The sequence below is a fragment of the Brevibacillus sp. Leaf182 genome, assembly GCF_001423865.2.
GTDB lineage: Bacteria > Bacillota > Bacilli > Brevibacillales > Brevibacillaceae > Brevibacillus > Brevibacillus brevis_C.
The window spans coordinates 43,808-58,663 of sequence record NZ_LMPN02000026.1; the positions used below are offsets into that span (position 1 = coordinate 43,808).

At 47.9% G+C, this 14,856-nt stretch carries 15 protein-coding genes and 1 pseudogene; 10 read left to right on the forward strand and 6 right to left on the reverse strand.

The features are described from left to right. Window positions 1-2: 2 nt before the first annotated feature. Window positions 3-164: a hypothetical protein gene (locus tag ASG16_RS30950; protein ID WP_162630222.1), complete on the forward strand. Its 162-nt coding sequence runs from the start codon at window positions 3-5 to the stop codon at window positions 162-164. A gap of 274 nt (window positions 165-438) precedes the next feature. On the opposite strand, the pseudogene ASG16_RS18560 reads toward ASG16_RS30950, so the two are convergent. From ASG16_RS18560 to ASG16_RS18575, 4 genes and pseudogenes are all read right to left on the reverse strand, one after another. Next, window positions 439-886: pseudogene (locus tag ASG16_RS18560) on the reverse strand (acetyltransferase). Between the two features lie 152 nt (window positions 887-1,038). Beyond that, a complete protein-coding gene (locus tag ASG16_RS18565; protein WP_056497647.1) occupies window positions 1,039-1,971 on the reverse strand; it encodes a DUF4179 domain-containing protein in 933 nt (310 codons plus the stop codon). Continuing rightward, a complete protein-coding gene (locus ASG16_RS18570) occupies window positions 1,964-2,482 on the reverse strand; it encodes a sigma-70 family RNA polymerase sigma factor (protein ID WP_056497646.1) in 519 nt (172 codons plus the stop codon). Before ASG16_RS18570 ends, ASG16_RS18565 begins: the two co-directional genes overlap by 8 nt. Before the next feature lie 17 nt (window positions 2,483-2,499). Beyond that, window positions 2,500-3,249: a Gmad2 immunoglobulin-like domain-containing protein gene (locus tag ASG16_RS18575; RefSeq protein WP_056497644.1), complete on the reverse strand. Its 750-nt coding sequence runs from the start codon at window positions 3,247-3,249 to the stop codon at window positions 2,500-2,502. A gap of 241 nt (window positions 3,250-3,490) precedes the next feature. On the opposite strand from ASG16_RS18575, the gene ASG16_RS18580 reads away from it, so the two are divergent. Then, on the forward strand, window positions 3,491-4,597 hold the full coding sequence (locus ASG16_RS18580; protein ID WP_082517340.1) for a peptidylprolyl isomerase: 1,107 nt from the start codon (window positions 3,491-3,493) through the stop codon (window positions 4,595-4,597). 81 nt (window positions 4,598-4,678) lie between these two features. Here ASG16_RS18580 and ASG16_RS18585 read toward each other — a convergent pair whose 3' ends face one another. After that, window positions 4,679-5,713: a superoxide dismutase gene (locus tag ASG16_RS18585; protein ID WP_056497642.1), complete on the reverse strand. Its 1,035-nt coding sequence runs from the start codon at window positions 5,711-5,713 to the stop codon at window positions 4,679-4,681. A gap of 170 nt (window positions 5,714-5,883) precedes the next feature. Here ASG16_RS18585 and racE point away from each other — a divergent pair, with 170 nt between their 5' ends. After that, entirely contained in the window at window positions 5,884-6,696 is an 813-nt protein-coding gene (gene racE / locus ASG16_RS18590) for a glutamate racemase (RefSeq protein ID WP_056497639.1), read from the forward strand. Between the two features lie 96 nt (window positions 6,697-6,792). Next, the gene (locus ASG16_RS18595) at window positions 6,793-7,845 is read left to right on the forward strand and encodes a GerMN domain-containing protein (RefSeq protein WP_048032066.1); all 1,053 of its coding nucleotides are present in this window, start codon (window positions 6,793-6,795) and stop codon (window positions 7,843-7,845) included. 19 nt (window positions 7,846-7,864) lie between these two features. Here the strand turns inward: ASG16_RS18595 and ASG16_RS18600 are convergent, their stop codons facing one another. Further along, a complete protein-coding gene (locus ASG16_RS18600; RefSeq protein ID WP_056497637.1) occupies window positions 7,865-9,112 on the reverse strand; it encodes an MFS transporter in 1,248 nt (415 codons plus the stop codon). Between the two features lie 214 nt (window positions 9,113-9,326). On the opposite strand from ASG16_RS18600, the gene rph reads away from it, so the two are divergent. From rph to clpX, 6 genes are all read left to right on the forward strand, one after another. Further along, window positions 9,327-10,088: a ribonuclease PH gene (rph, locus tag ASG16_RS18605; protein WP_048032068.1), complete on the forward strand. Its 762-nt coding sequence runs from the start codon at window positions 9,327-9,329 to the stop codon at window positions 10,086-10,088. Beyond that, the gene (locus ASG16_RS18610) at window positions 10,081-10,674 is read left to right on the forward strand and encodes an XTP/dITP diphosphatase (protein ID WP_056497635.1); all 594 of its coding nucleotides are present in this window, start codon (window positions 10,081-10,083) and stop codon (window positions 10,672-10,674) included. Before rph ends, ASG16_RS18610 begins: the two co-directional genes overlap by 8 nt. Window positions 10,675-10,704: 30 nt before the next feature. Further along, entirely contained in the window at window positions 10,705-11,244 is a 540-nt protein-coding gene (locus ASG16_RS18615; protein WP_056497633.1) for a metallophosphoesterase family protein, read from the forward strand. Window positions 11,245-11,369: 125 nt separating this feature from the next. Continuing rightward, on the forward strand, window positions 11,370-12,662 hold the full coding sequence (gene tig, locus ASG16_RS18620) for a trigger factor (RefSeq protein WP_048032071.1): 1,293 nt from the start codon (window positions 11,370-11,372) through the stop codon (window positions 12,660-12,662). Between the two features lie 131 nt (window positions 12,663-12,793). Further along, entirely contained in the window at window positions 12,794-13,375 is a 582-nt protein-coding gene (gene clpP / locus ASG16_RS18625) for an ATP-dependent Clp endopeptidase proteolytic subunit ClpP (RefSeq protein WP_007722241.1), read from the forward strand. Window positions 13,376-13,395: 20 nt separating this feature from the next. Then, on the forward strand, window positions 13,396-14,661 hold the full coding sequence (clpX, locus tag ASG16_RS18630) for an ATP-dependent protease ATP-binding subunit ClpX (protein WP_007722243.1): 1,266 nt from the start codon (window positions 13,396-13,398) through the stop codon (window positions 14,659-14,661). The last annotated feature ends 195 nt before the right edge of the window (window positions 14,662-14,856 follow it).

Below are 14,856 nucleotides of genomic sequence, written 5' to 3' on the forward strand. Positions count from 1 at the left end.
GCATGTCTACAGGCTGGATGATTGGGTTCGGGGTATTATGGGTGACGGTCATCGCGATTTTGGTCGTCTTGTTTCAAGTATTAAAGGTACTCGGGACGTTCATTAACAAAATGGAAGCAGCAGAAGAGAATAATAGAAGAAGCGACAAAAATATTACTTCTTGAAATTTCAGAAAACGATTTCAATTTTCATATAAATATTGTATTATATTCCTGTAAATACATTTTATGTAAAACGAGAGGTGATAAGCATGTTCAAAAAATTACTCCAAAAGCTCGGAGCAAGCGCATTTGCAGGATGCCAAAAAGGATGCGTCAGAAATGGCCCTTTGTGTGAATGCCCTTGGTAGTTTTCAAGGCAAATAAGTAGAACAAGACTGTCTCGCAAGTAGAGAATTCTACTACAGGAGACAGTCTTGTTTTTTGAAACAAATGAAAATTAACGTTGCAAATCTAAATGAAGCAAAGGAAACGGCCTTCCCGAACCATCCAGTTCAGATCTTCCTGTTTGCACAAACCCATACCGTTTGTAGAAAGCGTGAGCCCCTTCGTTTTGTTCGTTGACATCTACTTTCAGATTAGGACCATACTTGCGTTCCGCATGTTCGAGTAATCTGCTGCCAATCCCTTTCCCGTGGTATTCTGGATCAAACGAACAGCATTTCGATTTTCGGTCCATCAAGGCCAATAAAGCCTACAGGCTCTTTCTTTTCGTTTAGTTCCATCCATACTTCAACGGCAGATAGTGCTTCATTTTTTACCATGTTTTTATAAAACGCAATATCTTCTTTCGTCAAAAAATGGTGAGTACGGCAAACAGCACGATACCAAATCTCTACCAATTGATCACGATAGCTGGCTTCATAACCAACAGTTTTGGTATTCATCATGAAACCTCCCGATTCAAATTAAAAACAGATAAGAGCGCTCTTGAGAGCTTATTATATAGAGTCACTAGGAACTTTCCTATCATGTTCACAGCTTTTCTATCCTCCCAGAATAATCTGACGATTGATAGGAGGGAAGGGGGAGGGGAGACTTACCTCGCCACAATCCCCCCAGGCACCTCCAAATACTCCCTCTTCTCCACAAACAACGGCTCTACAATCCCAAACTCATCCTTCAACTGCTTCATTTTCTCCTGAGCCTCAGATTCCGTACGATAATACCCTGCCTCGACAAAGTATCCACCTTGGTTGTCCTTCAAAACTCGCATATTGTCCGCGACCAACAGAGATTCCTCCATAGCCCCGAGCGTCTCTCCATACGGCACGGAAGCGGTCCGTACTGAGTACACAGGCTGCTGCTTTTCTGGCGTCACTTCTTTTGGCGAAATCGTAATCACAATCTGTGCCGGTCCCTTATACTCTTTCACCTCATAAGCAATCGCTTCCTTAAAGGTCACATTAAACCGCACGAGAGAATCGTCCAATGAAATAATCTCGTAGGCATCTTCGATATACGGACTTTGCTTCAATGTCTCGAAATCTTTGACAGCCGAAAATCTTCTCGCACCACCAACAGTAAACGTCATCGTATTCGGGTATTCAGTAAAACTCACGTGGAAGGAGCTGGCGTTCTGCTGTACCTCATTATCCTGGGTAAAGTTCAAGATGATGTTTTCCTGGTCTCCTTGCTTCTGGACTGAAATGAAGCTAACATCTACGGCATCCTGAGGAGTACCGCCGCCTGCACTGCCTTTATTGAATTGCAATATTTTCACCAGCTTGCCGAGACCAGGAACGTTTTCCAAAGCACTTGCGAAAGCGGGCATCGTATTCACGCTGACCGTGAAAAGAACAAAGACAGCGGCTGCGCTTACGCCAGCGTGCTTCAACCAACGGGTTCTTGCTTTCGCACGTTTTCGATGAAGCTTCCCGCGATCGATGGCTTGCTCGGTGACTGCCGCCAACTCTTCGGGAATTTCGATATCGTGATAGGCTTGTTTGTAATCGTCCAATTTTTTATCCAAGAAATTCACGCTCCCCAATGTTCACTTTCAATTTCTCCAGTCCGCGGTAAATGATCGACTTTACGGAACTGAGGGGTATGTCTAGCACATCGGCAATGTCCTTGATGGGCATGTCTTCGAAATATCTCAGCATGATGACGGTTCGGGATTTTTCATCGAGTTGGCCCAAGGCATCATGCAAGTCGATGACATCTTCTCGCGGTTTCTGCTCGTAGCTGCCTTCATGCTCTTTATCCATATAAACGACATTTTTTGCTTTGCGAATGTGATCCAATGCGCAGTTGACAGCGATTTTGGTCAGCCACGTTTGAAAATATTGCGGCTGCTTCAATTTGTGTACGGAGATGAAGGCACGGTAGACAGTTTCCTGCACGATTTCCAGCGCGTCTTCCTTGTTTCGTACATAAGTAAAAGCCATGCGATATATTTTTTCTCTACTCTCTTGGATCAGAAGCGTAAAGCTGTCTTCATCACCGGAAATGGCTCTCTGTGCCAGTTCAGTTTGATTCACGATACTGGACACCCTCCTTACTTCAATGGAAGCATCATTTTATTTTTCATTTCGCCGCTTTCTTGATCGATTTCAAACAGTTCGAGGGTGCTTGGCTTATTTTTGGACAGTTTGCTCAGCGGAATGACAATCTCCTCGGAGAATTCACCCCATTCCGGGCCGCCTTTCGATGCTGTTCCAAAGCCTTTGGCAACTACCTGTTCGCCTTGCTTCACGGCATACTGATAGGTGCCTTCGAAAACGCTAGCTTCGCCAGATACGGTATACACGACAGACGGTGCCACAAGCTTCAGGTTACGAAAAACTTTGGTGTTTTTTACTGTATCGGAGCTATCTAATGGGATCGAAAGCTTGTTGATGATCGCGCCGTTCTCTTGATTGATTTCAAACATCTCGAGCATCAATGGCTCGTTTCCGATCAGTTCACTTCTTGCAATCTTAATCGTTTGCGCAAAAGTTCCCCATTCTGGGCCACCTTTTGAAGCAGTGCCGTAGCCTTTTGCCAAGACGTGCTTCCCTTGCTTGACTGCGTATTGGTACGTTCCTTCAAAAACACTTGCTTCCCCTTTTAAGGTGTACAAGAGAGCAGGCTCCGCTAGTTTGATATTCCGGAACATATTCTGCTTGGCTGCTTCGTTTGCGTTTGTTTCTTGCTTCGTGGTTACTAGGGGAGTAGCCTGGTTAGCCCAAGTCGTGCCGAGAACTCCAGCAAAAACAGAGCAAGTCAAAATAGAAGTAGCAAATACAGTGATGGTTTTTTTATTCATGGTGAGTCTCTCCCTTATATGGCATATGGCCGTTATGATTAGTTGTTTTTTTGTTGTAGCTTCATGAAGGTTACATGGGTTAGACGGGGGAGGGACGCAAAAAGACGCAAGAGATTTTATGGGAAAAAACGGGATCTTCTTGCTTTATTTAGCAGAATTTTTAAAATATTTCAGACATCGATTTGCAGATTGAGCTATACTGTTTTTATGGAACAATCTTCTATAAGTGGGGGCGGAAAGAATGAAAAAACTCGTTTCTCTAGCAGTCGTTGCAAGTATTGCAATCCCGTTACTGAGTCCGACTTTTGTCCAACAAGCTGCTGCAAACGCTATTCATGATTATCGTAACGAAGTTCAGGTCAACCAGTTCCGTCCACATGGGGGAGATAAGCAGGAAGTCAATGATTTCATAGCGTCCTTGGTGAAGCAACGATCCAAACCTGCTGAGGTAGCAAAGCTGGTAGCAGATGACTCCTTGACGAATTTTGCGATGAAAACCTACGTAGAAGGATTGGCGCAATACAAAAACATTCAGGTGATCGAAGCAAAAGTAGACAAGCTGTACACCGTCACGAAGGAAGACGCTTACAATAACTACCGCGCGATTGTGAAATTCAAATACGTCGGGTATACCGCAGATAACAAGGCCATTGAAAAAACGGATTATCTCGGCTTGGCCAGGCTCGGGACAGACCCGGTGAACTGGAAGGCGTGGGGCGTCATTTGGCAGGACTCTGGCATTGATGTGTCAGATGTGAAGCTGTTTCAGTTGGAAAAGCCACGCAAAGGTGAAGAAATATGCGTGATCACGACTGATGCCGGTGTGATCAAGGTGAGACTGTTCCCGAACAAAGCTCCAAAAGCAGTGGAAAACTTTAAGACTCTCTCGAAAAAAGGGCAATACAACAATATGATTTTTCACCGTGTGATCAACGATTTCATGATTCAGGCGGGAGATTTGAAAGGGCCGGACGGCAAGGAGCTGCCGAGTATTTACGGCGATTCGTTTGAAGACGAGTTTAGCCGGGATCTGTTCAACTTCAGAGGAGCGCTCAGCATGGGGAACGCTGGACCTAATACGAACAGCACGCATTTCTACATTGTACAAAGCCCGAAGGTAGATCAGGAGTACCTCGATTTGTCGGCGCTACCTTTGAACGCAGAAGCGAAGTATAAAGAAATTGGCGGGCGAGCTTACCTCGACAATCGCCACACTGTTTTTGGTCATGTATTTGCAGGGATGGAAGTGGTAGACAAGATCGCTGCCCAGAAAACAGATGAGAATGCCAAGCCCCTCCAAAATCCGATCAAGGTGCAAAAGATCGAATTTGTCCCCTATAACGAATAAGTTCCGCCAGCAAAGCAAAAACCCCCTCTCATTCCTGACATTTGGGATGACGGGGGTTTGTCAATGAAGGGGAGATACAAGTCAATAAGGCTCCCAGCGCAGTTTTCGTGCTTTCTCGAATCGCTCTTCCACATAGGGCCAATTGACGATATTCCACCAGTTTTCTACATACTTGTCTCGCTGGTTTTGATACGCCAGGAAATAGGCATGCTCCCATACGTCCAACGCCAGTAGCGGAATCACATCCCATTGTGACAGGTTCTGGTGCTTTTCGGCTGTAAGAATCTCCAGATGATGTGTTCGAGGGGACCAAACGAGGATCGCCCACCCAGGACCTTCTACCTTTTCTGCCGCCTGACTAAATTGTCTCTTAAAGGCGTCATACGAACCGAAATACCGATTGATTGCCGCTGCAAGATCACCAGAAGGTGTGCCACCGCCATTTGGACTCATGGATGGCCAAAAGATCGTATGCAAGTAATGACCGGCCCCATTAAAGGCTAGCTCGCGTTCCCAATGGCGTATGAGATCGAAGTTGCCACTTTCTCGAGCCTCTGCCAGCTTCCGTTCTGCTGTATTGAGATCGTCTACATACTTCTGGTGCAGTTTGGTGTGATGGATTTGCATGGTAGCTTCATCGATGTACGGCTCCAATGCGTTGTAGGCATAAGGGAGCGGAGGGAGGGTATGTCGGCCGACAGCTACGGGGCGTGCTGCACGCACTGGCTCGCGTGCACCGGGATAGGAAACGGGTTCTGGCACAACAGGCACTTGTACTTCTTCCGCGACCGCTGGCTGTGCATTCATGGATTCCTGAACAGGTTCCCTCCCTTCTCCTGCCAAATTTTCCTCATCTTCACTCAACTGAGCCAGTCGTAAAAAGTGATGGAATTGCTCCTGCACTTGTTCTGCGCGAGTGATGAGAGCAGGTAGCTCGTCGCTTTCTTGTGTTGAACCAAGCTTGGATGCTTCCCTTCCGATCCGTGTAAATGTTTCTTCGAATTTGTGCAGATGCCGTTCGAGTTCTCGGTTGAGGGACTTGTGTCTTCGCAAATGCTCGATCCATTGTCGGCCCCATTGGCTCCAGTCCAGCAAATTCTTGGCTTCTTCTACCAAAAGATTCTCCTCCTCGTGGGCACATCATCTCTCCCCACATTATGAAAGGCGCCTAGAGAAGGTGCGACATTTGCGGAGTACAAGAAATTTCATCTCCGCATATGGTAGTAGCACAAATGTTTGAGTGGTATGCTGTACTATATTCATTTCAACAGGGGAGACACATTAGCATGAGTAGAGAACGAGCGATTGCCGTTATTGATTCAGGAGTGGGAGGATTAACTGTTGCGAAGGAAGTCATGCGTCAGCTACCCGAAGAACGGATTGTTTATGTAGGCGATAATGCCCGTTGTCCGTATGGCTCCAAATCGCCGGAAGAGATTCGTGCCTACAGCTTTCAAATGATCGATTATGTGATGCGTACACCGTTAAAAGCATTAGTGATCGCCTGTAATACAGCGACTGCTGTCGTGCTGGAGGAAGCGATGGAGGATTTGCCGCTGCCCGTCATTGGGGTGATTGAGCCAGGCGCGCGTGCGGCTGTTCAAGTCACGAAAAATGGAAGGGTCGGTGTCATCGGGACGGAAACGACCATTCGTACCAAAGCGTATGAGCGTGCGCTTTTACGGATTCAACCGGATTTGTACGTCGCTGGCATGGCTTGCCCCGCGTTTGTGCCACTGGTGGAGAGCCACATGGCGAACTCGGAGGAAGCAAGAAGAGTTGTAAAAGAAACGCTCGCCCCGTTCTTGCACGAAGATTTGGACACGTTAATTTTGGGCTGTACACACTATCCGTTGTTAGCACCAGTCATTTCGGAAGTGATGGGAGATCGAGTACGCTTGATTAACTCCGCAGAAGAGACTGCGCGAGAATTGTCCCTGCAAATTGCGACGGACGCCGAAAGCAAGCAAATAGAACGCCCGGAACATCTGTTTGTGACGAGTGGAGACGCCCACAAATTCCGAACCATTGCAGAAGAATGGCTGGATTGCAAAGTGAACGTCCAGCACAACTCATTGGAAAAATCCGTCCATCCCTGATGGCAGACCTTGTCTGGCGAGACAAACTTTCAACGCATAAACCCAAGCCTAGCTCGTATACATGGTAGTACAAAGTGTTTGGAGGAGGCTGGGGAAATGAAGATAAAGCACATCGGGAAAATGACGGCCGTGCTGGGGGTTAGCGCAGTGCTTTTGTCGGGCTGCGGTCTCTTTGGCCCGGAAAAGGAAACGATTAGTATTGATGCACCGCCACAGTCAGAGGTATCAGTTGATTTGCCAAACGGCACGCCGTCCCCGGATGCTGCAAAAGAAGGCGCACAACCGGTCGTTCAGGAGACTGGAGAGAGAATGGTATATTTGCAGGATGCTAACGGATATATCGTTCCTGTCTCGATGACTCTTCCGAAATCAGAAGGTCCTGCCAAACAAGTATTGAGCTACATGGTAAAAGGTGGTCCGGTAGAGAGCATGCTCCAGGGTGGCTTCTCCGCTGTCTTGCCGAAAGGGACAGAAGTAAAAGGACTTGTCATCAAAAACGGTGTAGCCACTGTCGATTTTTCCAAAGACTTCAAAACGTACGAGGAGAAAGACGAGAAGAAAATTGTCGATGCAGTCACCCGGGCGTTGACCGAATTTAGTAACGTCAAAACTGTGCAAATTTGGGTGAACGGAACGCCGTTGACGGAAATGCCAGCAGCCAAAACACCGATAACGCTATTAGACCGGAATCAAGGAGTCAATCTCGAACTGGGCGATGGGGCGGTACCAGGAGATACCTCCAGCGTAACGGTTTATTTCCAAGGACAGTTGGATGATACACGTACGTATTATGTCCCAGTCACTCGCCTGGTTCCTGAAACGGCTGATATCGCCAAGGCAACCGTTGAAGAGTTGATCAAAGGACCGAAACAAGGATCTCAGCTCTTTAGTTCCTTGCTCCGTACGACACGTGTTCTGGATGTGAAGCAGGAAAAAGATTTGGTGACGGTCAATTTGAGCAGTGACATCCTCAAGTATGACGATGGCAAGGAAGCGAGCCCAGAAGCCCTGCAATCGCTTGTCTTGTCATTGACAGAAACGACGGGAGCCAAGCAAGTGCAGTTGCTGGTGGAAGGAAAACCGCTAGCCAGTGGCGAGTTCACTAAGCCAGTGAGCCGCCCGATTCAACTCAATCCCATACAGATGTAAGGAACGAACCACGCCCGTATTAACGAGCGTGGTTTTTGTTCGCCAATCGTACGTCATCACTCGCGCGTACGGTCCTCCAAATAACAAGTCCGAGCACAAGCGATGGGATCGTGACAAAAAGACCTGCCACAAAGCCGACTATGCGTGGGTCTGCCATCGTCAGAATCCAACCGCCAAGGAGCATGGATAGACCGATCAGGATGTTTGAGATCGTCGCATCCAAGGCAAATACTCTGCCATGGTAGCTGGGGGTGACATGGCGCATGATCAACGTATTCAGGCTGGCGTTCCCCATTCCTCCCGCGACGGTGGATAACGCAAAGAACAGTGCCGTTACATAAATCGTGGGTGAAAAGCTGGTCAATAGCAGTGCAAATCCTTCCAAAGCGAAGCTGCTCGCAGCCACTTCGTTAAAGTATCGTTGAAAGCGCTGAGCGAGCATCCCCCCGATGATGAAGCCAAGTCCGATTGCACCATACAACAGACCAATTCCCCATTCACCGGCAGTAAACACTTGATAGGCATAGACACTGATCAGGACATTGATAATCCCCCCGCCGATTGGCCATACGGCTTTTAGCAACAAGATGGCGTACACAATCGGTGTGGATGTGATGGCGCGGACCACCTCTCCGTAGGTAGAGACTTTAGCAGCCTGACGCTGTTGCACGGTATGAACGGAATCGCCTGGGAAGGAGTGTACCTTCAGTCTAGCCAAAAACAGAGCCGATGCGAAAAAGGAGAGGGCATTGAAAAGAAAAGCGAGATCACTTCCCCATAGTGCAACAAAAATACCGCCGATCAACGAACCGATGGCCATGACAATTCCAAAGATACTTTGGTCAAGTGCGTTCGCCGTCGCCAATTCCTCAGGGTCTACGATTTTGGGGAGCAGGGACATTCGAGCCGGATTGTAGAGCGACGAAAAGGCAACCAACAAGAACGTCCCCGCATAGACGATCCACAAATCTGACTTTTCTGACACGAACAGAAATGAAAGAGCAATGAATCCGCGAACGAGATCACAGGCGACCATCACTTTTTTTCGATCAAAACGGTCTGCCATTAGACCACCGAGCGGACCAAAAATCAAGTGAGGCATCGTACGTAGTGCGAGGGTAATGCCCACAGCGATAGCTGTTCCCGTTGTTTCGAGCAGCAAGGCGAGCACAGCAACGCTGTTAAACCAATCTCCAATTCCGCTTAAGAAATTGGCGGTTAAAAGACGCCGTAAATTCGGCTTTTTCAAGAGAAACAGGAAGCTCATAAGCAGATTCACCTACCATCAAATTAATTGAATATCTAATTAGATGATATTTAAATCCATTGGTGGCCGCAAGTAATTTTTGTATGAGGGAGGAAGTGACAAGAATATTTGCAATTGACGTAAATAAGGAAGAGGCGTTTGTGCAGTGGCAGATCGTTTCCTGCCTCTGGTATAATGAGCGGAGTGTAACAAAGCGATTTAGGAGGAACTTGGAATGAGAGTGGATGGCCGTGCCCATGATCAATTGCGCCCTGTAACGATTACGCGCAATTACATTAAACACGCAGAAGGATCGTGCCTGATTGAAGTCGGAGACACAAAGGTGATTTGTACGGCGACTTTGGAGGACCGGGTACCGCCTTTTATGCGTGGTGGCGGGAAGGGCTGGATCACAGCCGAGTATTCCATGCTTCCCCGAGCAACAGCGACCCGCAACGCGCGTGAGTCGTCCAAAGGAAAAGTCGGCGGACGAACAATGGAAATTCAGCGTCTGATCGGACGTGCTCTGCGCTCCGTTGTGAATCTGGAAGCAATGGGTGAACGCACCATTTGGTTGGATTGCGATGTCATTCAGGCAGACGGAGGTACACGGACAGCTTCGATTACCGGAGCCTTCGTAGCAATGGTAGACGCGATGCAAAAGCTGGTGGATAGTGGCACATGGAAACAGTTGCCGCTCAACGACTTCCTGGCAGCCACCTCCGTAGGGGTAGTCGGCGAGGAAGCAGTGCTCGATCTCAACTACAAAGAAGATTCTACAGCGATTGTCGACATGAATGTCGTTATGACGGGAAAAGGAAAGTTCGTCGAGCTGCAAGGAACAGGGGAGGATGCTCCGTTTTCACCTGAACAGCTACAAGAAATGATTGCCCTTGCAAAAGTCGGCATTGACAACCTGATTAACAGTCAAAAAGAGGCGCTCGCAGATGTTACGCTCTCTTTTGCACAATCAGTAGCGGAGGAAAGTCATGCCTAATCGAAAAAAAGTCGTTCTCGCAACACGTAATCAGGGAAAAGTGAAAGAATTCAACAGGCTGTTTGCAGATGCAGGCTGGGAAGGAATTAGCCTCGCTGAATTTGACGGTGTGCCAGAGGTAGTAGAAGACAAGGACACCTTCGAAGGAAACGCCCTGAAAAAAGCAATTGAAATCTCTATATACTTGAATATGCCCGCCCTCGGTGACGATTCTGGTCTGGAAGTAGATGCGCTGGAAGGACGCCCTGGCGTTTACTCCGCACGCTTTGCCGGGGAAGATGCAACAGACGAGCAGAATTGGCGTAAATTGTTGAAAGAGCTGGAAGAGGTGTCGACACAGGAACGCACAGCTCGCTTCCGTTGTACGTTGGCGTTGGTGATTCCGGGTGAAGAGCCAATCATTGCCACTGGCGCTTGTGAGGGCGTAATCGCGCGTGAGCCAAAAGGTACAAACGGCTTCGGATATGATCCGGTATTCTACATCCCATCGATGGACAAAATGATGGCCGAACTCATGCCAGAAGAAAAGAACCAGATCAGCCACCGCGCTCGTGCCATGCAACAACTGCTTGAAATCATCAAGTAGACAAGAGAGAAAACAGGAGAGTGAGGCGTGATGGGAATTCTCATCATGAGCGATAGCCACGGCTTGGTTCGGGAAGTAAGCCAGGTCGTCAACCGACATCATGTCGAAAAAATTTTGCATTGTGGCGATTTTTGTGTCGACCATCAGCGCGAGCCGTTTTCCAACATGACGCTTGTCCGGGGCAATTGCGATTCGACAGAAGAGGTGCCGACTGAGCAAGAGACCGAATGGCGAGACCTTCACATCCTGCAAACGCACGGGCATCTTTTCGGAGTAAAAGGCTCTCTTCTGCGCCTTCATTACCGTGCAGAAGAGGTCGGAGCAAATGTAGTCGTATTCGGTCACTCTCATGTACCTGTCTGTGGCGTAGAGAGAGACATCTTGTTTCTGAATCCGGGCAGCCTGCAAATGCCGCGCGGTTTCCACGTACCGACATATGCTCATTTAGAAGAGACAGGAACGAGTCCGACAGAAGTTTACATATCCGTGGCGTTTTATGATCATGTAGGCAACCTGGTTTCACAATTGGGAGGGAACTATTCTGTTCGTCGACCAATGAGGTCTTCTTGAAAACTAAAAGATTTGTGCTATACTAGAATGGTTATAATGGCTAGAATATTATCATCCGAGCCTGCGAAGATACCATGGCGCGGCTGGCGATGTTCTGTTGATTCGATTTAGGAGGGGAAGTTTACGTGGCAGCAAATTGGGAAAAGGTAGAGAATAACCAGGGAGTCCTGACGGTTGAAGTAGATGCTACGCAAGTAGACGCAGCATTAGATCAAGCGTTTAAAAAAGTGGTTCAAAAAGTTCAAGTTCCAGGGTTCCGTAAAGGAAAAGTACCACGCAAAATGTTCGAATCCCGTTTTGGTGTAGAATCTCTGTACCAAGACGCTCTTGACATTCTGCTTCCAACTGCATACGGACAAGCTGTTCGTGAAGCTGGTATCGAGCCAGTAGATCGTCCAGAAGTAGACGTAACGCAAATGGAACAAGGGAAAAACCTGATCTTCAAAGCGACTGTAACTGTGAAGCCTGAAGTTAAGCTGGGCGACTACAAAGGTCTGTCCATCGAAGAAAAAGACTTCTCTGTAACAGAAGAGAGCGTTGACGCTGAACTGAAGCGTATGCAAGAGCGTCATGCTGAGCTCGTTGCAGTAGAAGAGGGTGCCGCACAAACAGGCGATATCGCTGTAATCGATTTCGAAGGCTTCCAAGACGGAGTAGCTTTTGAAGGCGGTAAAGCGGAAGATTACTCTCTGGAACTGGGTTCCGGTACTTTCATCGCAGGGTTCGAAGAGCAACTGGCTGGCTTGAACATCGGCGAGGAAAAAGAAATTACCGTAACTTTCCCTGAAGAGTACCACTCTCCTAACCTCGCTGGTAAAGAAGCGGTATTCAAAGTGAAGCTGAACAGCCTGAAGCGCAAAAACCTGCCTGCTTTGGATGATGAGTTTGCCAAAGATGTGAGCGAGTTCGACACGCTGGAAGAGCTGAAAGCAGACACCAAGAAAAAACTCGAAGAAAAAACAGCGCAAGAAAAAGATCAATATGTTCGCGAGCAGCTCGTTCTGAAAGCAGCTGAAAACGCTGAGATCGATTTGCCAGCAGTAATGGTTGAGCATGAATTGGATCAAATGGTAAATGAATTTGGTCAACGTCTGCAATACCAAGGCATGACGCTGGAACTGTACTACCAGTTCTCCGGTATGGATGAGAGCCAACTGCGTGATCAATTGCGTGCAGACGCAACATCCCGCGTTCGCACTTCCCTCACTTTGGAAGCAATCGGCAAAGCAGAAAACATCGAAGCAACAGAAGAAGACGTAAACGCAGAACTGGATAAACTGGCTGGCGTATACGGCCGTCCAGCTGATGAGCTGCGCAAAATCTTCTCTGCACAAGATGGCATGGCTGCTCTGTACCGCGATGTGCAAACTCGCAAAACAGTAGATTTGCTGGTTGCAGAAAGCAAAGTAACAGCATAAGCTTAGAAGAACGCATGATTGGTCAGTGGGCAGGCTAACCCTGACGCTGGCTGTCAAGACCACAAGGCACGAGTGTATCGTGCCTTGTTTTTCCACCATTGACTTTTTTCGGCAAAGGAGGAAAATACATAATGCTAATCCCTATGGTCATCGAGCAAACAAGCAGGGGAGAGCGCTCCTACGATATTTACTCGCGTCTCCTGAAAGACCGGATTATTCTGTTGGGCACCGAGATTGATGATGAAATCGCCAATCTGGTTGTCGCTCAGCTACTTTTCTTGCAGGCGGAAGATCCGGACAAAGACATATCGCTATACATAAACTCTCCAGGTGGTTCAGTTACAGCAGGAATGGCCATCTATGACACCATGCAGTACATCAAACCGGATGTGTCCACGATTTGTGTGGGCATGGCTGCCAGCATGGGTGCGTTCCTGTTGGCTGCGGGTGCAAAAGGCAAGCGTTTCGCTCTGCCAAATGCCGAAGTAATGATTCACCAACCGCTCGGTGGTGTGCGTGGGCAAGCAGAAGACATTCGCATTCATGCGGAGTGGATTATGAAAACGAAGCGTCAGCTAAATGAGATTTTGTCTGAGCGGACAGGTCAGCCTTATGAACGCGTAGAGCAAGATACGGATCGCGACAATTTCATGAGTGCAGAAGAAGCAAAGGCCTACGGATTGATTGACTCTATTATTGAACGCAAAAACTGACCCGTTGTGAGGTGAAGCGCATGTTTAAGTTTAACGACGACAAAGGCCAACTGAAGTGTTCCTTCTGCGGCAAGTCCCAGGAACAGGTGCGCAAGCTGGTAGCTGGTCCTGGTGTTTACATTTGTGACGAATGTATCGAACTGTGCAATGAAATTGTACAGGAAGAACTGGGCACTGAAGAAGAAATCGATATGAAAGAAATTCCAAAGCCAGTGGAAATTCGCAAAATCTTGGATGACTATGTCATTGGTCAGGATATGGCGAAGAAGTCCTTGTCTGTAGCGGTGTACAATCACTACAAACGGATTAATTCCGGGGCGAAGATCGAGGATGTGGAGCTGCAAAAATCCAACATCATGCTGATCGGTCCGACTGGTAGCGGGAAAACGTTGCTCGCGCAAACATTGGCGCGCATTCTGAATGTACCTTTCGCGATTGCGGATGCAACTTCTCTGACAGAAGCAGGCTATGTGGGTGAAGACGTTGAAAACATCTTGCTCAAGCTCATTCAGGCTGCTGACTATGATGTGGAGAAGGCTGAAAAAGGAATCATATACATCGACGAGATTGATAAGGTAGCCCGCAAATCGGAAAACCCATCTATCACGCGTGATGTATCTGGTGAAGGCGTTCAGCAAGCGCTTTTGAAAATTTTGGAGGGGACGGTTGCGAGTGTTCCACCACAAGGCGGACGCAAGCATCCTCACCAAGAGTTCATCCAAATCGACACGTCGAACATTTTGTTCATCTGCGGTGGTGCATTTGATGGCGTCGAGCAGATTATCAAGCGTCGTTTGGGTAAAAAAGTCATCGGTTTCGGTGCAGACTTCGGCGATGGCGTAAAAGGCGATCTGAAAGCCGGAGAATACCTGAAATACATTTTGCCGGAAGACCTGCTGAAATTTGGTCTGATTCCGGAGTTCGTCGGTCGTTTGCCAGTACTTGCTACTCTGGAGCCGCTGGATGAGGAGACGCTTGTGCGTATCCTGACAGAGCCGAAAAACTCTTTGGTGAAACAGTACCAAAAACTGCTGAGTCTCGACGGTGTTGAGCTGGAGTTCGATAACGGTGCGCTCATGCAAATCGCCAAAGAAGCGATTAAGCGCAATACTGGTGCACGCGGACTGCGTGCGATTATCGAACAAATCATGCTCGACATGATGTATGAACTGCCTTCCAGAGAAGACGTCAACAAGTGCGTCATTACTGAAGAAACGGTTCGCGACAAAGTGAAGCCGCAACTGTTGACCAAAGAAGGTCAGGAATTGCACGAAGAGACAGCATAAGTATTGTCTAACAGACCATCTCGTGATAAGCGAGGTGGTTTTTTTGTTGTTGGTTTACGTCTACGCTTGCGGGGCAATACTACTTGATATCGTTCAAGAGAAGCTTTACATATGCACAAAACGGTCATGAACGTATTCCCTCTCTTCGGGGGACAAAAGCTGACCGCAAGCGAAGACGCATGGGAGGGACTGCAT

Bases quoted from the DNA above. Each gene is read 5' to 3' on its own strand.
- racE (WP_056497639.1), top strand. From the start codon at position 5,884: ATGAGTAGAGAACGAGCGATTGCCGTTATTGATTCAGGAGTGGGAGGA.
- ASG16_RS18600 (WP_056497637.1), bottom strand. From the start codon at position 9,112: ATGAGCTTCCTGTTTCTCTTGAAAAAGCCGAATTTACGGCGTCTTTTA.
- clpX (WP_007722243.1), top strand. From the start codon at position 13,396: ATGTTTAAGTTTAACGACGACAAAGGCCAACTGAAGTGTTCCTTCTGC.
- ASG16_RS30950 (WP_162630222.1), top strand. From the start codon at position 3: ATGTCTACAGGCTGGATGATTGGGTTCGGGGTATTATGGGTGACGGTC.
- ASG16_RS18580 (WP_082517340.1), top strand. From the start codon at position 3,491: ATGAAAAAACTCGTTTCTCTAGCAGTCGTTGCAAGTATTGCAATCCCG.
- ASG16_RS18595 (WP_048032066.1), top strand. From the start codon at position 6,793: ATGAAGATAAAGCACATCGGGAAAATGACGGCCGTGCTGGGGGTTAGC.
- clpP (WP_007722241.1), top strand. From the start codon at position 12,794: ATGCTAATCCCTATGGTCATCGAGCAAACAAGCAGGGGAGAGCGCTCC.
- rph (WP_048032068.1), top strand. From the start codon at position 9,327: ATGAGAGTGGATGGCCGTGCCCATGATCAATTGCGCCCTGTAACGATT.
- ASG16_RS18615 (WP_056497633.1), top strand. From the start codon at position 10,705: ATGGGAATTCTCATCATGAGCGATAGCCACGGCTTGGTTCGGGAAGTA.
- ASG16_RS18575 (WP_056497644.1), bottom strand. From the start codon at position 3,249: ATGAATAAAAAAACCATCACTGTATTTGCTACTTCTATTTTGACTTGC.
- ASG16_RS18610 (WP_056497635.1), top strand. From the start codon at position 10,081: ATGCCTAATCGAAAAAAAGTCGTTCTCGCAACACGTAATCAGGGAAAA.